This window comes from Ammoniphilus oxalaticus (genome assembly GCF_003609605.1).
GTDB classification, from domain to species: domain Bacteria; phylum Bacillota; class Bacilli; order Aneurinibacillales; family RAOX-1; genus Ammoniphilus; species Ammoniphilus oxalaticus.
In genome coordinates, this window is sequence record NZ_MCHY01000008.1 from 186,096 (window position 1) to 207,790 (window position 21,695).

The following is a 21,695-nucleotide window of genomic DNA, read 5'->3' on the forward strand; positions in this document are numbered from 1 at the left end:
ATGGAAGATAAAATACAGGTTCGAATAGGCGAAGGGTGAATTTTATATGAGCGTGGATACTGTTGCAATTGAACACGTTGCTGAACAAGCGATTGCCAAATCAAAAAGGTATCTTCCTAAGAAAGATGTAGATATGCTAATGAGCGCCTTTGAACTTGCGCGGGATGCCCACGCAGGGCAAGTACGCAAATCAGGCGCGCCTTATATTGTCCATCCGATTGCCGTTGCGGAAATTTTGATTGACATGCAAATGGATGCGGTTACTGTCGCTGCCGGTTTCATGCATGATGTTGTTGAAGATACATCTGTTACTCTTGATGAAATTAAACAAATATTTGGAGAAGATACAGCTAACCTTATTGATGGGGTTACAAAATTGGGTCGGATTAAGTACAAATCAAAAGAAGAACAGCAAGCTGAGAATCATCGTAAAATGTTTTTGGCGATGGCTCAGGATGTGCGCGTCATTCTTATCAAGCTAGCGGACCGTCTACACAACATGAGGACGTTAAAACATCTTCCTGAAGAAAAACAAAGAAGGATTGCCAATGAAACGATGGAGATCTTTGCTCCTTTGGCGAATCGGCTGGGGATTGCTTCAATTAAGTGGGAACTGGAAGATATCGCGTTACGCTACATCAATCCTCAACAATACTATCGCATTGTCAATTTGATGCAAAAGAAACGAACGGAACGTGAAAAATATATCGAGCAAGTGATGGAGGAGATCCGTCACCGATTAAAGGAAATGCGTATTGATGCGGATATTTCAGGTCGGCCTAAGCATCTTTATAGCATTTACCGCAAGATGATCACGCAAAGTAAAGAGTTTAACGAAATTTATGATTTACTTGCTGTCCGCGTCATTGTCGAGGATATACGTGACTGTTACGCAACGCTTGGCATCATTCATACACTTTGGAAGCCAATGCCTGGCCGATTTAAGGATTACATTGCGATGCCAAAGGCGAACATGTATCAATCGTTGCATACGACCGTGATTGGACCGAACGGGGAGCCTCTTGAGGTGCAAATCCGCACGTATGAAATGCATCGCACCGCGGAATATGGGATTGCCGCGCACTGGGTGTACAAAGAAGGAAAAGGGGCAAGTAAAGACTCAGTTGAAAGTAAGCTAACTTGGTTTAGAGAAATTTTAGAATGGCAAGACGATGCAAAAGATGCTCAAGAGTTTATGGAATCGCTAAAAATGGATTTATTTACGGATGTTGTATTCGTATTTACTCCAAAAGGCGATGTCATCGAACTGCCAAAAGGTTCTGTGCCGCTTGATTTTGCTTACCGAATTCACTCTGAGGTCGGAAATCGGTGTATTGGAGCGAAAGTAAACAATAAAATTGTTACGTTAGATCATTCGCTAAAGACGGGCGATATTGTTGAGGTGCTCACATCTAAACATAGCTATGGCCCAAGTAGGGATTGGTTGAAAATAGCCCAGTCGTCACAGGCAAAGAATAAGATTAAGGCGTGGTTTAAAAAGGAAAAGCGAGACGAAAATGTTTTAAAGGGCAGAGAACTTGTTGAAAATGAACTGAAAAAACAAGGTTTTGAACCGAAAGAGGCTTTGAGTTCGGAAAACCTTGCCGAAGCGACGAACAAATTTAATTTTAATAATGAAGAAGATATGTATGCGGCGATCGGGTATGGTGGTTTAACAGCGGCCCAACTTGTGACGCGCGTAACGGAGAAAATCAGAAAAAACCGCGAGGAAAAATCGGTTCCTGAGTTCAAACAACAAGATTTTCATCGGCGGAAAAGACCAGATCAAGGTATTTCTGTCAAGGGCGTCAACAATTTATTGGTTCGCTTCTCTCGGTGCTGCACACCGATTCCAGGTGATGCGATCGTTGGCTTTATTACGCGAGGACGAGGGGTATCAATTCACCGTTCCGACTGCTCGAATATTCAAAATGAGGTCGAGCAAGATCGGTTTATTCCGGTTGAATGGGAAGAAGAATTCACCCAGGAATACAATGTCGATATTGAAATCACAGGGCATGATCGCAGCGGTCTTTTAAATGAAGTATTGAGCGAAGTGTCAGACAGTAAAACAAATATCATTGCTGTCGAGGGGAAAGCGGACAAAAATAAAGTGGCTAGAATTCATATGACAATTGCGATTGTAAATAACAATCATCTGCAAAGAGTTGTTGAACGGGTTAAACGGATTAAAGATGTGTATTCTGTAAGAAGGGTATTAAACATCTAAGAAGGAGTTAAAATTTGCGATGCGAGTAGTTGCGCAACGTTCTAAAGCATCTACAGTAACGATCGAAGGAAGAGTGAACGGTAAAATTGAATTTGGACTTGTATTATTAGTTGGAATAACGGAAAGCGACACGGAACAAGACGCTCGATATTTGGCCGAGAAAATTGCAAACCTACGAATTTTTGAAGATGAAAGCGGAAAGATGAATCATTCTGTCAAAGATGTAAATGGGAGCGTTTTATCCATTTCACAATTCACTTTATATGGTGATACACGTAAAGGAAGACGCCCTAATTTTATGGCGGCTGCCCGTCCAGAACAAGCTGAACCCTTGTATAATTTATTTAACGAGGCGCTGCGTGAGCAGGGGGTTGAGGTGCAAACAGGTGTTTTTGGAGCCATGATGGAAGTCAATTTGATCAATGATGGTCCGGTCACGCTCATAGTAGAAAGTTAAGAAGAAAAATAACCAGGCGAGCTCAAGAGCTTTCCTGGTTATTTTTCTTCGTTTGCAAAGTATTGCAAGAGTCCATTGACGATCCCCGCCGCTGCTTGCTGTTGAAAAGTATCTGTATTTACCGTTACTTCCTCTTCGAAGTTGGTCAGGAAACCAAGCTCACAAAGCACAGCAAGGCGCGTATTCTCTCTTAGAATCAAGAAGTTGCCAAAGCGAGCCTCAAGATCGGTTAAACCGGTGCTGTTTACCGTTTCTGATTGAATGGCATGCGCTAGTTTACGGTTTTTATCATTTCCGTAAAAGTAAGTGATAATTCCATTTATTTGTTCGTTTTCGATTGTATTATGATGAATGCTAATAAAGGCGTCGATATTTTGAACATTGGCCAGGTAGACGCGATCTTCTAAGGAAACCTTTCGATCGTCTGATCTTGTAAACCGTACGGTTGCTCCAGCCGCTTCCAATTTTTGTCCAAGCAATCGGCTTACTTTTAAATTGATTTCTTTTTCCAATGTGCCTAAGTGTGGACCCACTGCCCCCGCGTCACTACCACCGTGACCAGGGTCGATGAGAATGACCTTTCCTTGCAGAGTCCCATGACGACTCTGATTCGTTTCCTTCCGTTCGACTGGGGGTAGACCATGGGCCGAGACGATCCATCCAGCAACATACCCAGTTTGACCATTTTCTAAGCGTACTTTAAACCAGTCACCTTCTTTGGCGAGGGCAGGAATCACTTCAGCCTGACTTGCGATATGGATAATTTCATGTTTTTCTTCTGGACCAGAACGGATATGGGTTCCACTTTTTAATGTTTTTACGAAAGGGGCGTGATCTTTATTTTCGGGCTGCGCTGCGCTGTCCACTTCTTCTAGCAGCCAATCCGCCACCCAACCGACTAGATTATCCCGTTGAATTTGTGTCCAGTCCCCTTGACGAGCTAAAATCTCGGCTGACTCGTTTTGCGTTAATTGTCCAATAATTTCAGAGGATGAGCTTGGTTTAGCGCGGATGTTTAACAAGGGATTCGTGGCGATTGCAACCGCTCGGATCTCATCCTCGTCTTTATCATCCGCTGTCGCCGAGTTGCTTAACCAATTTGCAATCCATCCTGTTTGGCCAGATGGCAGCTCAATTTTCGTCCAATCGCCATTAGATTCAACCTGTGTGAATTTTTCTCCACGATTGATTGTGGCGATTGACCGGAAGTCCGCGCTAGGGCCTGTCCGAACTTGTAATCCATCGATAAGAGGGGTCCTCAAGTCCTTTAACGTCTTAAATGAGGTTGGTTCAACTTCAACAAGCCAATCGGCAATCCAACCTTTTTCCCCATTATCTAATTTGATTTGAATCCATTCGTCTTTAATAGCTTCAACAGTGTATCGCTGTTCTTGTTTAACCTGTGTTATCACGGGGTGGCTGAGTCCAGGCTTCGTCCGAACGTTCAACTTACTTACCGCGATTTTAACCGTTCCTTGTCCCTTAGCCGCTAATGTTGGTGAAGCTATTGACCAACTTACTCCATTGAACATTAACGAAAGAGCAAGTCCATATGATAGGGATCGACGTAACATATATGATAATCCTTTCTAATTTATTCCTTCCAACAGTTACCATTCGTTACCAAGTTGAAAAACCCTCCAATATTTAAGCAACAAAAGACCAGAATTGGGCAGAATAGATAAAAAGAACCAGAGGATAACGAATGTGCAGTTTTAGTAGGCGACCATTTAGCATGTTCTGAATCAAGAGAAGGGGAGGGAAGTGGCAATGAGAGCGTGCAGTAAAACCTGGAAGGTGAATCAGTCAATGCGATCGATTAACGGGACCGATTTTCGGGATAAAATTATGGAATTTGATGATCACGAGCGAATTCAGTTCAAACCAATCAGCAAAGGGATTCGCTCAAATTCTTGCGCAGTATTTACTGAAATGTTAAATTAAACACGATAAGCTTCTCCGATGGAGAGATTAACTGGGGTTCAGCCAGAATTTGAACGCCCGCTATATCGGAGTGAATACCCATTCACTTCTTTATGTAATAAAGTAGGGGATTGCAGCTGAATTCAGTTAAAAAGGAGTTTAAAGATGTTTATTCGTGTGATCGGGATTGATCGGACGATGGAGCGGCAAGTCGCCCATATCGTTCAGCTCTTTTTTGAAGATGCAAAAGTCATCTTTACAAATGAACAAGAAACAACACTTCAGTTGGAATTCATCGAACATATAAGCGAGCAGATGATCCAAGTAAAAGCTCAGTTGCTCGTTGTAGACACAGATATAATGACGGAAGAATTTCAAGAAGCGTCTTTTCCGTCCAACTTCAATGCGGAAGAAAAAAGAAAGCATCGTCGACGTGTGATCCATCAGACTTTGTTACTTTTATTAGAAGCCTACACAGGAATGCGACAGCCTTGGGGGATTTTGACAGGAATTCGACCTACAAAATTGGCGCATCGCAAGCGAAGGGAAGGTTTGGGCGCTGAGCAGGCGCAATTACAACTTCAAGAGGAGTATTTACTCACCGCGGAAAAAGTGGAATTGATGCAACAAATCACGGAGCGACAACTACAAGCGGCCCCAGATCTTTATCGGCTTGGCGAAGAGGTCAGTATTTATATTGGAATCCCATTTTGCCCAACGAAATGCGCTTATTGTACGTTCCCCGCTTACTCGATCCAAGGACAGCAGGGTTCTGTTGATTCTTTTTTGGGTGGATTGCATTATGAAATGCAGCAAATTGGGGAATGGTTGAAAAATCGCGGGATTGCGATCACAACGGTTTATTTTGGCGGCGGAACGCCGACAAGCATATCTGCCGAGGAAATGGCGGCGCTTTATGGGCGGATGTTTGATTCATTTCCAAACGTGAATGACATTCGGGAAATTACAGTAGAGGCGGGGCGCCCTGATACGATTACCCCAGAAAAGTTAGCTGTGCTGAATCGGTTTGAAATCGATCGGATCAGTATTAATCCGCAATCATATCATCAAGAAACGCTCGATGCGATCGGTCGGCATCATACAGTTGAAGAAACGATTGAAAAGTTCAGGTTGGCGCGGGAAATGGGCATCGATAATATAAATATGGATTTAATTATCGGATTGCCGGGTGAAGGTTTAGATGAATTCCAGCATACGTTGCGAGAAACGGAAAAATTGATGCCCGAATCGTTGACTGTGCACACCCTTTCTTTTAAACGCGCCTCGGAAATGACGCAAAATAAAAGTAAGTATAAAGTAGCGGACCGCGATGAAGTTGTGGAAATGATGAAGTTAGCGGAACGATGGACCGCCCAACAGGGGTATGTTCCTTATTACTTGTATCGACAGAAAAATATATTGGGCAATTTAGAAAATGTCGGTTACGCCAAACCAGGACTTGAAAGTCTTTACAATATTATGATTATGGAAGAAGTTCAGACAATCATTGGGTTAGGTTGCGGCGCGTCCAGCAAGTTCATTCATCCGCGCACAGGTAAAATTACTCGATTTGCGAATCCGAAGGAGCCGCGGGCATACAACTTAGCGTTTGAAAAATATACAGAAGACAAATTAAAGTTGCTTGACGAGCACTTTGAATCTATATATTCTTCGTAAAACTTGACAACCAATCGTGTTATCAGTAACATGAAAACAGTTAAATAGTTGATCCGGTGAAAGGAACAGTAGCGAGCAAGATCGGCTAGCGCAGAGAGGAAGTGACCAAGGCTGAAATCACTTCCCTAGACAGTGTTCGTGAAACGACATCCTTGAGGACCATAGGTGAACGAGAGTAGCCTATCGGCGCGCGCAGCGTTATGTGAATGAGTGGAATTTATCGTAAGTTCCAATGTAGGGTGGTACCACGGGTGAATCATAATCTCTCGTCCCTGACGGTTATTGTCAGTGGCGGGAGATTTTTCTGTTTACCCCTATTTTTAGATTCCCATGAGGTAGGCTTGTTGGGCGCGTAGGAGCAGTGATTGAAAAGGAGGATGAACAAAACAATGTCGATTCATATTCCACGAGGAACCGCAGATGTATTGCCAGGGGAAGTGGAACTTTGGCAGTTTATTGAACAGAAGTCACGTGATTTATGTCAGCGGTTCAATTATAAGGAAATAAGAACGCCTATTTTTGAACATACTGAACTTTTTCAACGCGGAGTTGGAGAAACAACGGATATTGTTGAGAAAGAAATGTACACGTTTCAAGATAAAGGCGGGAGGAATATTACGTTGCGTCCAGAAGGGACAGCGGCGGTGGTTCGTTCTTTTGCGGAGCACAAACTGTTTGGCGATCCAAATCAGCCAGTAAAGCTGTATTACATTGGACCAATGTTTCGCTATGAGCGTCCCCAGGCGGGGCGTATGAGACAGTTTACGCAATTCGGTGTAGAAGCGCTTGGATCGTATGATCCGTCAATCGACGCGGAAGTGATTGCCTTGGCAATGGGATTATATGAAGAACTTGGGATACACGATTTAAGATTGGAAGTCAACAGTGTCGGTTGCAACACGTGTCGTCCTGTTCACCGAGACCATCTTGTCCAACATCTAGGCGAGAGACGGGAAGAACTGTGCGCAGATTGTCAGTCCCGATTTGATCGAAACCCACTACGGATTTTGGATTGTAAAGCTGAGAAATGCAAAGAGATTACGAAACAAGCGCCAAACATTACGGAACATCTGTGTGATGATTGTTCGCCTAATTTTGAGCAAGTGAAGGAACACTTAACCCGTCTCGGGATCGCATACCATGTCAACCCAAGAATGGTGCGCGGACTTGATTATTATACGCAAACAGCTTTTGAGATTATGGCGGAGGGCTTCGGCGCGATTACAACGATTTGCGGCGGTGGCCGCTACAACGGATTAGTCGAATCAATTGGCGGGCATGATAGTCCGGGAATTGGCTTTGCAATGAGCATTGAACGGGTGCTGCTAACGTTGCAAAGTCAAAAGATCGAGTTGCCAGTGAAACGTGAACTGGATTGTTATGTCGTTGCGGTGGGCGAGCAAGCGGAGAAAGAGGCTGTATGTATATTAAACAAATTGCGTAAGCATGGTCTGCGAGCTGACAAAGATTATCAAGGGCGGCGGATGAGGGCTCAATTCAAAGCGGCGGACCGTAATCAGGCCCGCGTCACATTGATCATTGGCGATGATGAACTTGAAAAAGGAATCGCTGTCGTCAGGACGATGGCGACTGGAGAACAACAAGAAGTAAATTTAAACGAGGTCGTAAACTTTATAGCAACTAATATGAATACGATTGAGGAGGAAAAGTAATGGCTTATTACCGTACGCATCAATGCGGCAAACTGAGTAAGACAGAGATTGGGCAAGAGGTAACACTATGCGGATGGGTTCAACGTCGTCGGGATTTAGGCGGTGTCATCTTTATCGATTTCCGTGATCGCAGCGGACTAGTTCAAATTGTGATGAACCCTGAATACAATCAGGAAGCTCATCGGATCGGTGATCGGGTCCGTAATGAGTATGTTTTAAAAGTGAAAGGAAATATCGTAGAAAGATCTGCGGAAACAGTGAATCCAAAGATTAGCACGGGTGAAATTGAAGTGCATATTTCTGATGTGGAAATATTGAACGAAGCGAAAAACCCGCCGTTTCAAATAGAGGATCAAGTGGAAGTCGATGAGAACATTCGACTAAAGTATCGCTACTTAGACTTGCGCCGTCCAGCGATGCAACAATCGATTATATTGCGTCATAAAGTGAGTAAAGCGTTTCGCGATTTTTTAGATGAAAATGATTTTCTTGAGATTGAAACGCCCATGTTAACGAAAAGCACGCCAGAGGGAGCGCGCGATTATTTAGTGCCAAGCCGAGTTCATCCCGGTGAATTCTTTGCCTTGCCACAGTCCCCGCAATTGTTCAAGCAATTGTTAATGGTGTCTGGATATGAACGCTATTTCCAAATTGTTCGCTGTTTTCGGGATGAGGACTTAAGGGCGGATCGTCAACCTGAATTCACGCAAGTTGATATTGAAACATCCTTCTTAACGATGGAGGAGTTACTGCCGTTGATGGAAAAAATGGTTGCTCAAGTTTGTGAACAGTCGATCGGATTGAAAGTAGAGGCGCCTTTCCAGCGCTTAACGTATCGTGAAGCCATTGATCGATATGGTTCGGACAAGCCTGATTTACGATTTGGCATGGAGTTGACAGATGTGTCCGATATTGCGGCTGCATGTGGATTTAAAGTATTTAGCGGCGCAGTGGAACGCGGTGGGCAAGTGAAAGGAATTAACGTAAAGGGGTGCGGTCATTTTTCCCGTAAAGATGTCGATGATTTGATGGGATTCGCCGCTCGATACGGGGCAAAAGGTCTTGCATGGATCGCTTATCAGGATGGTGAAATAAGAGGACCGATCGCGCGATTCTTTACAAAGGAAGAGATGGCTCAGTTTAAAGAGCGGTTTGCTGTAAGTGAAGGGGATTTGTTGTTGTTTGTTGCTGATACTGCGAAAGTCGTTGCCGATACGTTGGGGGCGCTTCGTACGAAATTTGGTAAGGAGTTAGGATTGATCGACTCTTCCGTGTTTAAGTTTGCCTGGGTTGTAGATTTCCCGCTCGTAGAATACGACGAAGACCAGAAACGGTATGTTGCTTTACATCATCCGTTTACAATGCCCGTCGAAGAGGACCTTGAATTGTTTGATACTGACCCAGGTCAAATTAGAGCCCAAGCCTATGATCTTGTGTTAAATGGTTTTGAGGTGGGCGGCGGCAGTATGCGTATTTATAAGCGCGATATTCAAGAGAAGATGTTTAAAGCGCTTGGGTTTAGCCAAGAAGAGGCCACGGATAAATTCGGCTTCCTGTTAGATGCTTTTGAGTATGGCACGCCGCCGCATGGGGGGATCGCCCTAGGATTGGATCGCTTTGTAATGTTATTGGCTGGTCGCTCGAACTTACGCGAGGTGATCGCTTTCCCGAAAACAGCAAGCGCGGCCGATCCAATGACAGACGCTCCTGGAGAGGTAGACGAGAAGCAATTGGATGAATTAAGCATCTCCCTACAATTACCAGAAGAAGTAACAAAATAGACTTATATACGCCTTGCAAACGCTTTAATTATAGAGTATTATAAAGCTATAAGAGTCCTGAGATGTACGTAAAACCGATACGTTTTGAGCCCAACATTCAGACATGTAGAATTCCAGATTTCTTTAGGAAATGAAGCCGTGATTTTTGTGGAACAGGAACTAAAGGAACAGGATGGACCCTCTCTTAGGGATTAGTTTTGAGCAGGTTCAAAACTAAGGATTGTACGGCATAATGGGACTCTTTTAATGAAAACAACGAACAGAGACCTTTCTAAGCGAAAGGTCTTTTTTTTGTGGCTGTTCGTTCGAAAACGGGACTTTTCTTTTCAATTATGCTATATTTACTATTTAATAAATAGGAAACCATATATGAAAACTTGTCTTTTTGAAAGGGGAAGCATCAGATGCTGCATCAGTTTTCGCGCGCGGAGCTCGCTGTTGGAGTAGAGGGAATTGAAGTGTTGAAGAACAGTACGGTTGCTGTGTTAGGCGTCGGCGGCGTTGGTTCTTTCACAGCTGAAGCTCTTGCTCGTTCAGGCGTAGGTCGGATCATTCTATTAGATAAAGATGTTGTTGACATCACGAATATAAACCGCCAAATCCATGCCTTGTTGGACACGGTCGGTCAAGAAAAAACAGAATTGATGAAGGAAAGGATCGCCAAGATTAACCCGCATTGTGAAGCGATCGTTTTAAACATGTTTTACAATGAACAAACATTTGAGCAGTTGTTTTCCGCTGTTGAACAGATCGATTATATTGTAGATGCAATGGATACAATATCGAGCAAAATTCATCTTGTAAAAGAAGCAAAAGCAAGGGGAATTAAGATTATTTCCAGTATGGGGGCGGCGAATAAGACGGATCCGACACGTTTCGAAGTAACGGACCTGTTTAAAACGTCGTACGATCCGATTGCTAAAGTGATGCGCAGAGAATTACGAAAAAGCGGGATTAATAAAGGGGTTAAGGTTGTTTTTTCAACAGAAATTCCTGTTAAACAAAAAGTGGATGTGCTGCAGCAGGTCGCTCCGAATCAAGAGACGCCGATTCGAAAAGCTAAAATGCCGCCATCGAGTAATGCTTTCGTCCCATCCGTTGCTGGGTTAATTATGGCTGGCGTTGTCATTAACGATCTATTGGAAGAAGCAAACATTAAAATTGAACGAGTAAATGAATAAAAAGCGCTGAGTTCAATGAAAAGGAGGAAATATGGACTTATTTTCGTTCGAATATGACAATAATAATCAAGGAGAGCAACGTTTACAGCCGCTTGCCGCGCGTATGAGACCGAAGACGATTGATCAATTTGTTGGACAAGAACAGATTGTTGGAAAAGGCAAGCTGTTGCGTCGGGCGATTGAGGCTGATCAAATCTCCTCACTAATTTTTTATGGGCCGCCTGGCACGGGTAAAACTACATTGGCAAAAGTGATTGCTGGCGCAACGCAAACTTTTTTTACTGAGCTAAATGCCGTGACGGCAGGTGTCGCAGATATTCGCAAGGTGATTGAACAAGCAAAAGAAACTTATCTAATGAGCCGACGCAGGACGATCTTGTTTATCGATGAGATTCATCGTTTTAATAAAGCGCAGCAGGATGCCTTGCTTCCCTATGTTGAAGAAGGTACGATTATTTTAATAGGAGCAACGACGGAAAATCCTTATTTTGAAGTCAATGCGGCTCTGTTGTCGCGCTCGCAAGTTTTTCAGTTGGAGCTGCTTTCGAATGAACATTTAGCGATTATCTTGGACGCTACCTTAAACGATGTTCAAGATGGTTATGGAGAATTAAAAATTAAGATCAGTGAGGAAGCGCGAGAACATTTGTTACAATACTCATCTGGCGATGCTCGGCGTTTGTTGAATGCTTTGGAACTAGCGGTAACGACGACTGTCCCGAATGCGGAACAAGTGATTGAAATTGATTTGCAAGTAGCGATGGAATCCATTCAACGGCGCGCCGTTCGTTATGATAAATCAGGTGACGCCCATTATGACACAGTTTCCGCTTTCATTAAATCGATTCGGGGTTCAGACCCAGATGCCGCGTTGTTTTGGCTGGCTCAAATGATTGAGGCTGGCGAGGATCCCTTATTTATTGCCCGTCGCGTTGTCATCGCCGCATCAGAAGACATTGGCAATGCGGATCCGATGGCGTTGTCGATTGCTGTTTCCGCTTTTCAAGCCTTGCAATTTTTGGGTATGCCTGAAGGAAGAATCCCGCTTGCCCAGGCGGTAACCTATTGCGCTTCGGCCCCGAAAAGTAACGCATCGTATAAAGGGATCAATGAGGCGATGAGTTGGGTGAAGAATAACGGACAACAGCCTGTTCCAAATCATTTAAAGGACGCTCATTATAAAGGAGCAGCTAAGCTAGGGCGCGGACAAGGTTATTTATATCCGCATCATTTCCCGGAAAATGTCGTGGAACAGCAATATCTGCCTGATGGCGTTTCAGAACAGTTTTATCGTCCGACGGAAAATGGCCATGAGCAGAAGATTTCCATGTACCTTAAGCGTGTAGATACAGGAAAAAAAGGGTTATAGAGGAGAGGTTGGACATGAAAATTTCCACGAAAGGTCGCTACGGACTGACAATAATGATGGAATTGGGGCAACGTTTGGGTGAAGGGCCGACATCGCTAAAAACGATTGCGCAGCGGCACAATCTATCTGAGCACTACTTAGAGCAATTGGTAGCCCCTTTACGTAACGCGGAATTAGTAAAAAGTGTGCGCGGCGCCTATGGCGGTTACATTCTTAGTAAAAATCCAGAAGAGATCACAGCCGGTGATATTATTCGGGTATTGGAAGGTCCGATTAGTCCGGTTGAATTTGAAGAAGAAGAAGATCCCGCTAAGCGCAATTTGTGGTTAAGCATCCGAGATGCGATTTCCGAGGTATTAGATTCAACGACGCTAGAGGATTTGATTGTGTACGAAGAAGAGGGAGATCGCGGCTCTTATATGTTTTATATTTAATAAAATCATCCCGTAAAAGGAATGGTGATTGTGGATGGGAATTTATTTAGACCACGCGGCAACGACCCCTGTCTATCCTGAAGTAGTCGACTTAATGCTTCCTTATTTACAACAGGTATATGGAAATCCGTCGAGTACCCACAGGCTCGGTCGCCAGACAAAAGGTGAGATCGAACGGGCGCGAACGATTGTTGCGCATAGTTTTGGAGCTACTGGAAGACAGTTGGTGTTTACGAGCGGCGGCACAGAAGCGGACAATCTTGCGCTCATTGGCGCCGCGTTTGCCAATCGAGAGCGGGGTAACCATATTATTACGACAAGTGTTGAACACCATGCCGTGCTTCATACGTGTCAATATTTGCAAGAGCAAGGCTTTGAAGTTACCTATCTTCCTGTTGATGAAACAGGGCGGATCCGACTCGAGGATCTCAAAGCGGCGATCAAGGAGACAACCATTCTAATCAGCATGATGTACGGTAACAATGAGGTAGGCGTTTTGCAACCGATCGCGGAAGTTGCAGAGTTGGCGAAAGAAACAGGAGTTCTTGTTCATACCGATGCTGTACAAGCTTTTGGTGTTGAGCAGATCGATGTGAACACGCTCCCAGTCGATCTGCTTTCTGTTTCGGGGCATAAAATTGGTGGACCGAAAGGGATCGGAGCATTGTACATAAGGGAAAACGTGAAGTTTTCAGCGCAGTTGCATGGTGGAGCTCAAGAGAGGCAAAGAAGAGCGGGAACGGAGAATGTTCCAGGTATAGTTGGATTTGCGAAAGCAGTCCAACTTGCGCAGCAAAGTCTTACGGAAAGACGAGAAAAATATCTTGCGATCAGAAATGTCATGTTGGAAACATGGCAGCTTGAAGGCGTTGAATATGAAGTCAATGGACATCGGCAAGCATTTTTGCCGCATGTTTTAAATGTAAGTTTTCCAAAAGTGGACACGGAGATTATGTTAATGAACCTGGATTTGGAAGGTGTCTTCTGTTCCAGCGGTTCAGCTTGTTCGGCTGGTTCTTTAGAGGTCTCCCATGTTTTACAGGCGATGCGACTGAGTGAGGATCGTTTGCGTTCAGCCGTTAGATTTAGTTTTGGGTGGAATAATACGATAGAAGAAGGGCGCGTTGCGGCTCAAAAAACAGCTGCAATTATAAAACGATTAACAGATAGGTAGTGGTTCGATGGTAAAGAAACCAATTGAGCAAACACGTGTTGTGATTGGCATGTCCGGAGGGGTTGATTCTTCCGTGGCAGCGTTGCTACTTAAGCAACAAGGCTATGATGTCATTGGTGTATTTATGAAGAATTGGGACGATACGGATGAGTTTGGTCATTGTACAGCAGAAGAAGATTTTGATGACGTTCGTAAAGTTTGTGACCAAATCGGGATCCCGTATTATTCCGTTAATTTTGAAAAAGAGTACTGGGATCGTGTTTTTACCTACTTTTTGGACGAGTACAAATGGGGGAGAACTCCGAATCCTGATGTGATGTGTAATAAAGAAATTAAGTTTAACGCGTTTTTAGATCGCTCGATCCAGCTCGGGGCTGACTATTTAGCGACGGGCCATTATGCCCAGGTTGCTTTTAAAGATGGTCAATATCGTCTGTTGCGGGGCGCGGACACAAACAAAGATCAGACTTATTTCTTGCATGTGCTTGGTCAAGAGCAATTATCGAGGACATTGTTCCCGATCGGTCACCTTCCAAAAGAAGAGGTGCGTAAAATTGCCCTTGAAGCGGGACTAGCGACAGCAAAGAAGAAAGACAGCACTGGTATTTGTTTCATTGGAGAACGCGATTTTAAAGAGTTTCTTAGCAATTACTTACCCGCCCAACCGGGTGAAATGCGTACGTTGGATGGCGAACTGAAAGGGACGCATGATGGGTTGATGTATTATACCCTCGGGCAAAGGCAAGGTTTAGGAATCGGCGGTGGTTCAGGGACGGGCGAGCCGTGGTTCGTTGTCGGCAAGGATCTTGAAAATAACATTTTGTTGGTCGGACAAGGCGCCAACCATCCAGCTCTCTTTTCGGAAGGTCTAATCGCAACTGATTTACATTGGGTTAGCGGGGAAGCGCCTTCAGCGCCGTTTACATGCGAAGCGAAATTCCGCTACCGACAACCGGATCAACGAGTAACCGTCCATCTTGAAGCGGACCATACGTGTAGAGTCGTTTTTGCAAAGCCGCAAAAGGCGATCACGCCTGGTCAATCCGTTGTATTCTACAAAGGCGAAGAATGTTTGGGTGGCGGCGTCATTGAACGGGCGTTAACGGAAATGGAGTCTTCCTCATGATGAAAACTGCGAAAGAATGGAATAAAATTGGATTAGAACAGCTTACTTCTGGTCATGTTGATAAGGCGCTTGACGCTTTTCAAAAAGCGTATGAAATCGATCCAAATGATCCAGAACCATATTGCAATATTGGCAACGTGTTAGCCAGCTCTGGTTATAATGATGACGCGATCGTCTGGTTTAAAAGATCGTTGCAATTAGATTCAGATTTTTCGATTGCGCGCTATGGTTTCGGCAATGCGCTTTATAATATGAAACAATTTGACGAAGCGCTTCAGCAGTATGAGCAGGCCGCAGCGCTTGGAATGGATCATCATGATTTGTTTTTTATGACGGGGATGACTAACTTTCATTTGGAAAAATTAGATGAATCAATCTCCTTTTTTGATCGTTGCTTAGAAACGGATCCCGCAGATGTAGAGGCGTTGTTTACAAAAGGATTAGCTTGGGCTCGATTAGGAAATATCCTTGATGCCAAGCAAGTTTTTGAAGAAGTAGTCAAACTAGATCCGACTCATGCAGATGGTTATTTTAATCTAGGAGTGGCTTATGCCTATTCCGAAAATCTAACAAAAGCGAAAAAGTTTCTCGAGCAGGCGATCAAATTAAATCCAAATCACACCTTAGCTTTAAACACGTTAAAACAATTGAAAAATTTGTAGGACATAGACCCTCCTTCAATTCCACATAATAAGGGTGCGGAAGGAGGGTCTTCCCATGCTTAAAGCAAATGAAGTGATCAGCTTGCCGGTGCTTGATTTGGAATCAGGTCAGGAGCGCGGAAATGTTCGGGATGTTCTATTTTGCGATGATTGGACATTTCAAGGTTTGCTTGTGGAGGTAAAAGCCCTTTTCCGAAAAAATCGATTTGTTCCTTTACACAAAGTCCATGCATTTGGAGAGGATTTTGTGGTCATTAAAAATGAGCAGGGCTTACAACCAGCCCAAGACGCAGAAGGCTATAATGGAATTCGAACAGGGCCTGTTGTTGTTATTGGGAAGCCTGCAATTAGTTCAGACGGTCAATTTTTGGGGCAAATTGAAGATGTTTATTTTCAAACAGAATTTGGCGAAATCGTCGGCTATGAACTTTCTGACGGCATTTTTTCCGATATCGTTGAGGGTAGAAAGACGGTTTCTCACGTGGAAAACGCTAAAATTAGTGATGATGCCGTAATCTTACCATCTACGCAAATAGAACAGGAGGAGATTTAATGAACAGAACAAGAATGTCTTGGATGGTCGGTTTGGGCGCAATCAGTCTTGCTATGTTCGGATGGGTGTCGAAAAGAAATCGAAGTCCGATGAGTAAAATGACACATTGGACAAATCGATCATTCGGATGGATCCGTCGCGGTCGAATCACTCGAATGTTAAGCAGAATGGTTCGGTAATTTGTAAGAAGGGCGAGCGGAGACGGCGGTGCGCCGGATCTCCGCTTCGCCCTTTTTTTCGTTTGCGATATTCTTCGCCCCTTTTGGAAACGATAAGGTTACCATTAAAAAGAGGGGAAGGGGGATAGCGTGGATCAAAAAACCTCACAGAAATGGATTAAGATTTTGTTTGCGCTAGTCGCAATTTTACTTGCGGTATGTAGTTTGTATCTCATCATCGACTTATCCCCTCGACTAAATTGGTTTTGGCGTATTTTAAAGGCATTAATTTTTCCGCTGTTTATCTCAATCGTGATTGCCTATCTGCTTAATCCAATTGTTCACGCTTTGCATCGGCGTCAGGTCCCGCGGGGAATTGCAGTCCTGACTATCTACTTTACGTTTCTGCTGATCAGTATTGTGTTCTTAATGAAAGTCATTCCAGCATCGATTATTCAGTTTAAGGATTTCGGAGAACACTTGCCAGACTTAATTCGTACTTACCAAGGGTGGCTGGATGAAATTCATGAACATAAATATGATTTGCCTGATAGCTTGAGGTTAAGTATCGATCATGCGTTGATAACTATGGAGCAAAAAACATCGTTGTTCTTTTCGAGTGTATTAAATGGGGCTGGCGAACTATTATCTAAGATGATCGGCTTCCTAGTCATTCCCTTTCTTGTTTTTTATTTATTGAAAGATATGAAGGTCATTCAAAAAGGAATTTTGCTGCTTATACCGCGCAGCCATCGTAAAGAATTTGGAAAAGTAATTGCAGAGGTTGACGATGCGTTAGGAAATTACGTGGCGGGTCAATTGATTGTTGCATTTGTAATCGGGGGTTTGGCCTACTTAGGTTATTGGATTTTGGGAATGCCTTATGCTATTATTTTGGCCTTTATTATTATGGTTACGAACATTATCCCTTACTTTGGGCCGTTAATCGGAGCGATCCCTTCCATTTTTGTAGCGTTAACGATCTCTGTAAAAATGACGATTTGGGTGCTTGTCATTAACCTAATCATTCAGATTGTTGAAGGAAATATTCTTTCGCCTCTCATTATGGGCAAAAAGTTGCGACTGCATCCGATCTTAATCATCTTAGCTTTACTTGTTGGCGGTGAAGTTGGTGGCCTGGTTGGGTTAATCTTTGCTGTACCAATCGTTGCCGTGAGCCGTGTCGTTTTTAACCATGCCGTCGCCCGTCTTGTGAAACATTGACAAGGGATGATGGAATAACTATAATGTCAGGTGAATATGGATATTTGATTGATGAAGGATCCAGTAAATTATGTTCGCTTCTTTGCAGAGAGGGACCCCTGGGCTGTAAGGGTTCTAAGAAGGCATAGTTGAACGCTAATCCAGAGAGCAGTAAACCCTGCCGATCTCACCTCGTTACGGTGAAGGAGAAGGAGGCCATGCCCGTTTTTATGAAAACGAGTTGGCAACCAGGGTGGTACCGCGTGAGCACAACTCTCGTCCCTGATTTTTAGGGATGGGAGTTTTTTGGTTTTTTATAAATTTATGCTAATGACGATGGAGGTTTTTTTGTGAAGAAGCTTACTTCTAATGAGATACGGCAACTATTTATAGACTTTTTTGAATCGAAGGGACATCGCATCGAACCAAGCGCCCCGCTTGTTCCGCATGACGACCCATCGCTACTTTGGATTAACTGTGGAATGGCCCCGCTTAAAAAATATTTTGATGGAACGGTGATTCCAGAAAACCCGCGCATCGCCAATTCACAAAAATCTTTGCGCACAAATGATATTGAAAATGTAGGAAAAACAGCGAGACACCATACCTTCTTTGAAATGCTTGGTAACTTCTCAATTGGCGATTATTTTAAGGAAGACGCGATTATTTGGGCGTGGGAATTCCTTACCGATGAGAATTGGATCGGTTTTGACGCGGACAAGCTATCAATCACGATCCATCCGGAAGACGATGAAGCATTTGATATTTGGAATAAAACAGTCGGTGTGCCAGAGGAACGAATTATTCGGTTGGAAGGGAACTTTTGGGATATTGGAGAAGGGCCTTGCGGACCAAACAGTGAGATATTTTACGATCGCGGCGAAGCTTTCGGCAACGATCCTAACGACCCGGAATTATTTCCCGGCGGCGAAAACGAACGCTATTTAGAAATCTGGAATCTTGTATTTTCCCAATACAATCACAATGCGGATGGTTCGTATACCCCGTTGCCAAAGAAAAATATTGACACCGGGATGGGTTTAGAGAGACTGGCATCGATCATTCAAGACGTAAGTAATAACTATGAAACTGATCTGCTATTCCCTATTATTGAAGCAACAAGTAAAATATCGGGCGTAAAATATGGCGCTGCTGAGGAAACCGATGTGGGCTTGAAAGTCATCGCCGATCACGTTCGAACCATTGCGTTTTCGATTGCTGATGGCGCCTTGCCATCGAATGAAGGACGCGGCTATGTCATTCGCCGTTTGTTGCGACGCGCCGTTCGCTATGGCATGGTGCTTGGCGTGGAAAAACCATTTTTATATCAATTGGCGGCGGTTGTCGGTGAAGTGATGGGGAAACATTACCCAGAGGTCGTCGAAAAACGCGAATTTATTGAACGGGTTGTTCGTGGGGAAGAGGAACGTTTTCATGAAACATTGCATGACGGGATTGCTATTTTAGAGCAGATGGTCGAAACGGCGAAAAGAGTTGATCGAACCCAATTAAGCGGCGAAGAGTTATTCCGACTTTATGATACGTATGGCTTCCCTGTTGATCTATCAGAAGACTTTGCGCAGGAACATGGACTTTTTGTCGATCGGGCAGGTTTCGAAAATGCCATGGAACAACAACGAGCCCGCGCTCGTTCCGCCCGACAAGAAGTGGGCAGCATGAAAACCCAGGGAGGCATTCTTTCTGAAATAAAGGTTAAGAGTGAGTTTGTTGGGTATAATGAATTGGTAGCAAGCGCCAAAGTGGTTGCTTTGATCGTGAATGATCAGTTGGTAGACTTTGTTTCAGAGGGACAGCAGTGTCAAGTTATCTTGGACCGAACGCCTTTTTACGCCGAGAGCGGAGGGCAGGTTGCCGACCAAGGATTACTCGTGAGCGGCGATATCCAATTAAAGGTAGAGGCTGTGTTTAAGGGGCCGAATGGCCAACACGTTCATGACGTGATTGCGCAGCAAGGAAGCCTGAAGGTCGGAGCGACTGTGGAAGCAGTTGTTGACCAACAAGCTCGATTAAATATTATTAAAAACCATACGGCTACCCATTTACTGCACCGCGCTTTGAAGGATACGTTAGGCGAGCATGTCAACCAAGCAGGTTCACTTGTCGCCAGCAGTCGTCTTCGATTTGACTTTACGCATATTAGCTCGATTAGTTCGACAGAACTTGAAACAATCGAAGCTTTGGTCAATCAAAAAATTTGGGAACAGATTGACGTAGATACGATGCAAAAAGGGATTGAAGAAGCGAAAGCGATGGGGGCGATGGCCCTCTTTGGTGAAAAGTATGGGGATGTCGTCCGTATCGTGCAAGTTGGCGATTATAGTTTAGAGTTGTGCGGCGGCTGTCATGTTAGCAATACAGCAGAAATAGGCCTGTTTAAAATTGTGAGTGAAGCGGGGATTGGCGCGGGAACGAGGAGAATTGAGGCTGTTACAGGTCAGTCCGCGTTTGAATTCCTGAACAATCAAGCGGAAACATTGCATCAGTTGGCTGATGACTTAAAAGCAAAAGTCGAAGAAGTGCCCAAGCGAATTGGTCTATTAAGGAATCAAATTCGTGACCTGGAAAGGGAGAATGAATCCCTTAAAGCGAAGCTTAGTCACGTTGAAGCGTCCTCTTTAACAGATCAAATGCAAGAAGTGAACGGGGTCAAGGTGCTCGCGGCTGCAGTTAACGGGATGGATATGGAAAACTTGCGCAATATGGTTGATGAACTCAAAGGGAAATTGGGTTCCGCTGTTGTTGTAATCGGTTCGGTTCAGGGAGAAAAAGTGAATTTAACGGCAGGCGTAACGAAAGATCTGGTGGAACAAGGTTATCATGCAGGTAAACTGATCAAGGAAGTAGCTACCCGCTGTGGCGGAGGCGGAGGCGGGCGTCCGGATATGGCTCAAGCGGGCGGAAGGAATCCAGCCCAATTAAATGAAGCCCTTCAATATGTATCAACTTGGGTTGAACAACGATAAACGCGCCAATACACGTAATCTTTTAAGAAAATAAAGGAAATAGGGAGTGTCTATCGAAAAAACTAGGTATAGGATTTATTGGTAGTTAAGATATATCTAAAAGAGGTGTTGATGATGAGTTCATTGGACAGAACCATGAAATTCAATCTAAAGTTAGATGAAGCGGATGTGCAAGTGAAGGATGCCCTTTTAACGGTGTATGATGCTTTGGAGGAAAAAGGATACAATCCAATTAACCAAGTGGTCGGCTATTTACTATCTGGGGATCCTGCTTATATCCCAAGACACAATAACGCGCGAAGCATCATTCGTAAATTAGAAAGAGACGAAATAATTGAAGAATTGGTGCGTTCTTATTTGGCTCAACATCGTACGTAAAATGAGATAGAGGAGAATGCGCGCATGCGTATTATGGGTTTAGATTTAGGAGATAAAACGATCGGTGTTGCGGTAAGCGATGAATTAGGTTGGACAGCGCAAGGTATCGAGACAATTAGACGATCGGACATCGAGGAAGATTTGAAAAAGTTAAAGGCATTGCTGGAACAATATGAAGCGCGGGAGATCGTCGTTGGATTACCGAAAAACATGAACGGAACCATTGGACCGCGTGGGGAGTTGTCTCAACAATTTGCCGCATTATTAGAAGAAACGTTTGCGATGCCCGTCCATTTGTGGGATGAGCGATTGACGACGATGGCTGCGGAAAAAATGCTAGTCGCTGCAGACGTAAGCAGAAAGAAACGAAAAAAAGTGATTGATAAGATGGCGGCGGTTATGATCTTGCAAGGATTTTTAGATTTTAAACAAACGTAAGGGGATGAAAACATGGATGAAGAACTAGTGGGACAAGTCGTCACATTAGCGGATGACGAAACTGGCGAAGAACGCGACTTTGAAGTTATGTACATGTTCGATATTGAAGGGCGAACCTACTTATGTTTGGTGCCGGATGATCAGCGGGAACAAGAAGAAGTAGAAGTTCACTTTCTGCGTTTAGATAAATCGGATGGCATGTTGTACCCGATTGAGTCGGAAGAAGAGCAAGAAAATGTAATTGCTACGTTTGAAACTTTAGAAGCCGAATTTGAGTCCTAAAGCCATGAAGCT

General features: G+C 44.0%; 20 protein-coding genes and 1 other annotated feature. Of the genes, 19 read left to right on the forward strand and 1 reads right to left on the reverse strand.

What is annotated here, in order from left to right:
* Positions 1 to 46: 46 nt before the first annotated feature.
* A complete protein-coding gene (locus tag BEP19_RS07120; protein WP_120189158.1) occupies positions 47 to 2,230 on the forward strand; it encodes a RelA/SpoT family protein in 2,184 nt (727 codons plus the stop codon).
* A gap of 19 nt (positions 2,231 to 2,249) precedes the next feature.
* A complete protein-coding gene (gene dtd, locus BEP19_RS07125; protein WP_120189159.1) occupies positions 2,250 to 2,687 on the forward strand; it encodes a D-aminoacyl-tRNA deacylase in 438 nt (145 codons plus the stop codon).
* A gap of 38 nt (positions 2,688 to 2,725) precedes the next feature.
* Here the strand turns inward: dtd and BEP19_RS07130 are convergent, their stop codons facing one another.
* Complete coding sequence (locus tag BEP19_RS07130; protein ID WP_120189160.1) at positions 2,726 to 4,261, reverse strand: N-acetylmuramoyl-L-alanine amidase family protein; 1,536 nt, start codon at positions 4,259 to 4,261, stop codon at positions 2,726 to 2,728.
* A 196-nt stretch (positions 4,262 to 4,457) separates the two neighbouring features.
* Between BEP19_RS07130 and BEP19_RS17605 the strand changes: the two genes are divergently transcribed.
* From BEP19_RS17605 to BEP19_RS07210, 17 genes are all read left to right on the forward strand, one after another.
* Complete coding sequence (locus BEP19_RS17605; RefSeq protein WP_170145299.1) at positions 4,458 to 4,631, forward strand: hypothetical protein; 174 nt, start codon at positions 4,458 to 4,460, stop codon at positions 4,629 to 4,631.
* 144 nt (positions 4,632 to 4,775) lie between these two features.
* Positions 4,776 to 6,287: a coproporphyrinogen III oxidase gene (locus BEP19_RS07135; protein WP_120189161.1), complete on the forward strand. Its 1,512-nt coding sequence runs from the start codon at positions 4,776 to 4,778 to the stop codon at positions 6,285 to 6,287.
* Positions 6,288 to 6,334: 47 nt separating this feature from the next.
* Positions 6,335 to 6,564 (forward strand) — a binding site (T-box leader).
* Between the two features lie 112 nt (positions 6,565 to 6,676).
* Positions 6,677 to 7,960: a histidine--tRNA ligase gene (gene hisS / locus BEP19_RS07140; RefSeq protein ID WP_120189162.1), complete on the forward strand. Its 1,284-nt coding sequence runs from the start codon at positions 6,677 to 6,679 to the stop codon at positions 7,958 to 7,960.
* Positions 7,960 to 9,741 (forward strand): aspartate--tRNA ligase, encoded by a 1,782-nt coding sequence (gene aspS, locus BEP19_RS07145; protein WP_120189163.1) that lies wholly within the window; start codon positions 7,960 to 7,962, stop codon positions 9,739 to 9,741. Before hisS ends, aspS begins: the two co-directional genes overlap by 1 nt.
* A 404-nt stretch (positions 9,742 to 10,145) precedes the next feature.
* Entirely contained in the window at positions 10,146 to 10,922 is a 777-nt protein-coding gene (locus BEP19_RS07150) for a tRNA threonylcarbamoyladenosine dehydratase (RefSeq protein ID WP_120189164.1), read from the forward strand.
* Between the two features lie 31 nt (positions 10,923 to 10,953).
* On the forward strand, positions 10,954 to 12,291 hold the full coding sequence (locus BEP19_RS07155) for a replication-associated recombination protein A (protein ID WP_120189165.1): 1,338 nt from the start codon (positions 10,954 to 10,956) through the stop codon (positions 12,289 to 12,291).
* A gap of 14 nt (positions 12,292 to 12,305) precedes the next feature.
* A complete protein-coding gene (gene cymR, locus BEP19_RS07160; RefSeq protein ID WP_120189166.1) occupies positions 12,306 to 12,725 on the forward strand; it encodes a cysteine metabolism transcriptional regulator CymR in 420 nt (139 codons plus the stop codon).
* A 34-nt stretch (positions 12,726 to 12,759) separates the two neighbouring features.
* Positions 12,760 to 13,899, forward strand: a complete 1,140-nt coding sequence (locus BEP19_RS07165) for a cysteine desulfurase family protein (RefSeq protein ID WP_425452734.1) — start codon at positions 12,760 to 12,762, stop codon at positions 13,897 to 13,899.
* Positions 13,900 to 13,906: 7 nt separating this feature from the next.
* Positions 13,907 to 15,025: a tRNA 2-thiouridine(34) synthase MnmA gene (mnmA, locus tag BEP19_RS07170; protein ID WP_120189168.1), complete on the forward strand. Its 1,119-nt coding sequence runs from the start codon at positions 13,907 to 13,909 to the stop codon at positions 15,023 to 15,025.
* Positions 15,022 to 15,687 (forward strand): tetratricopeptide repeat protein, encoded by a 666-nt coding sequence (locus BEP19_RS07175; protein ID WP_120189169.1) that lies wholly within the window; start codon positions 15,022 to 15,024, stop codon positions 15,685 to 15,687. Before mnmA ends, BEP19_RS07175 begins: the two co-directional genes overlap by 4 nt.
* 55 nt (positions 15,688 to 15,742) lie before the next feature.
* Entirely contained in the window at positions 15,743 to 16,240 is a 498-nt protein-coding gene (locus tag BEP19_RS07180) for a PRC-barrel domain-containing protein (protein ID WP_120189170.1), read from the forward strand.
* Positions 16,240 to 16,419 carry a hypothetical protein gene (locus BEP19_RS07185; RefSeq protein ID WP_120189171.1) on the forward strand — a complete coding sequence of 60 codons (180 nt, stop codon included), beginning with the start codon at positions 16,240 to 16,242 and terminating at the stop codon, positions 16,417 to 16,419. Before BEP19_RS07180 ends, BEP19_RS07185 begins: the two co-directional genes overlap by 1 nt.
* 129 nt (positions 16,420 to 16,548) lie before the next feature.
* On the forward strand, positions 16,549 to 17,622 hold the full coding sequence (locus BEP19_RS07190; RefSeq protein WP_120189172.1) for an AI-2E family transporter: 1,074 nt from the start codon (positions 16,549 to 16,551) through the stop codon (positions 17,620 to 17,622).
* Between the two features lie 329 nt (positions 17,623 to 17,951).
* The gene (gene alaS, locus BEP19_RS07195; protein WP_120189173.1) at positions 17,952 to 20,585 is read left to right on the forward strand and encodes an alanine--tRNA ligase; all 2,634 of its coding nucleotides are present in this window, start codon (positions 17,952 to 17,954) and stop codon (positions 20,583 to 20,585) included.
* Positions 20,586 to 20,699: 114 nt separating this feature from the next.
* Positions 20,700 to 20,963, forward strand: coding sequence for an IreB family regulatory phosphoprotein (locus tag BEP19_RS07200; RefSeq protein WP_120189174.1), 264 nt, complete (start codon positions 20,700 to 20,702; stop codon positions 20,961 to 20,963).
* A 24-nt stretch (positions 20,964 to 20,987) separates the two neighbouring features.
* Complete coding sequence (ruvX, locus tag BEP19_RS07205) at positions 20,988 to 21,401, forward strand: Holliday junction resolvase RuvX (RefSeq protein ID WP_120189175.1); 414 nt, start codon at positions 20,988 to 20,990, stop codon at positions 21,399 to 21,401.
* A gap of 12 nt (positions 21,402 to 21,413) precedes the next feature.
* Complete coding sequence (locus tag BEP19_RS07210; protein WP_120189176.1) at positions 21,414 to 21,683, forward strand: DUF1292 domain-containing protein; 270 nt, start codon at positions 21,414 to 21,416, stop codon at positions 21,681 to 21,683.
* Positions 21,684 to 21,695: the final 12 nt, after the last annotated feature.

Excerpts from the sequence above, each read along its gene's own strand:
- BEP19_RS07130 (WP_120189160.1), bottom strand. The coding sequence starts at position 4,261 with ATGTTACGTCGATCCCTATCATATGGACTTGCTCTTTCGTTAATGTTC.
- BEP19_RS07175 (WP_120189169.1), top strand. The coding sequence starts at position 15,022 with ATGATGAAAACTGCGAAAGAATGGAATAAAATTGGATTAGAACAGCTT.
- BEP19_RS17605 (WP_170145299.1), top strand. The coding sequence starts at position 4,458 with ATGAGAGCGTGCAGTAAAACCTGGAAGGTGAATCAGTCAATGCGATCG.
- dtd (WP_120189159.1), top strand. The coding sequence starts at position 2,250 with ATGCGAGTAGTTGCGCAACGTTCTAAAGCATCTACAGTAACGATCGAA.
- BEP19_RS07150 (WP_120189164.1), top strand. The coding sequence starts at position 10,146 with ATGCTGCATCAGTTTTCGCGCGCGGAGCTCGCTGTTGGAGTAGAGGGA.
- BEP19_RS07135 (WP_120189161.1), top strand. The coding sequence starts at position 4,776 with ATGTTTATTCGTGTGATCGGGATTGATCGGACGATGGAGCGGCAAGTC.
- BEP19_RS07180 (WP_120189170.1), top strand. The coding sequence starts at position 15,743 with ATGCTTAAAGCAAATGAAGTGATCAGCTTGCCGGTGCTTGATTTGGAA.
- BEP19_RS07200 (WP_120189174.1), top strand. The coding sequence starts at position 20,700 with ATGAGTTCATTGGACAGAACCATGAAATTCAATCTAAAGTTAGATGAA.
- BEP19_RS07185 (WP_120189171.1), top strand. The coding sequence starts at position 16,240 with ATGAACAGAACAAGAATGTCTTGGATGGTCGGTTTGGGCGCAATCAGT.
- aspS (WP_120189163.1), top strand. The coding sequence starts at position 7,960 with ATGGCTTATTACCGTACGCATCAATGCGGCAAACTGAGTAAGACAGAG.
- BEP19_RS07210 (WP_120189176.1), top strand. The coding sequence starts at position 21,414 with ATGGATGAAGAACTAGTGGGACAAGTCGTCACATTAGCGGATGACGAA.
- BEP19_RS07155 (WP_120189165.1), top strand. The coding sequence starts at position 10,954 with ATGGACTTATTTTCGTTCGAATATGACAATAATAATCAAGGAGAGCAA.
- hisS (WP_120189162.1), top strand. The coding sequence starts at position 6,677 with ATGTCGATTCATATTCCACGAGGAACCGCAGATGTATTGCCAGGGGAA.
- BEP19_RS07165 (WP_425452734.1), top strand. The coding sequence starts at position 12,760 with ATGGGAATTTATTTAGACCACGCGGCAACGACCCCTGTCTATCCTGAA.
- cymR (WP_120189166.1), top strand. The coding sequence starts at position 12,306 with ATGAAAATTTCCACGAAAGGTCGCTACGGACTGACAATAATGATGGAA.
- BEP19_RS07120 (WP_120189158.1), top strand. The coding sequence starts at position 47 with ATGAGCGTGGATACTGTTGCAATTGAACACGTTGCTGAACAAGCGATT.
- ruvX (WP_120189175.1), top strand. The coding sequence starts at position 20,988 with ATGCGTATTATGGGTTTAGATTTAGGAGATAAAACGATCGGTGTTGCG.
- mnmA (WP_120189168.1), top strand. The coding sequence starts at position 13,907 with ATGGTAAAGAAACCAATTGAGCAAACACGTGTTGTGATTGGCATGTCC.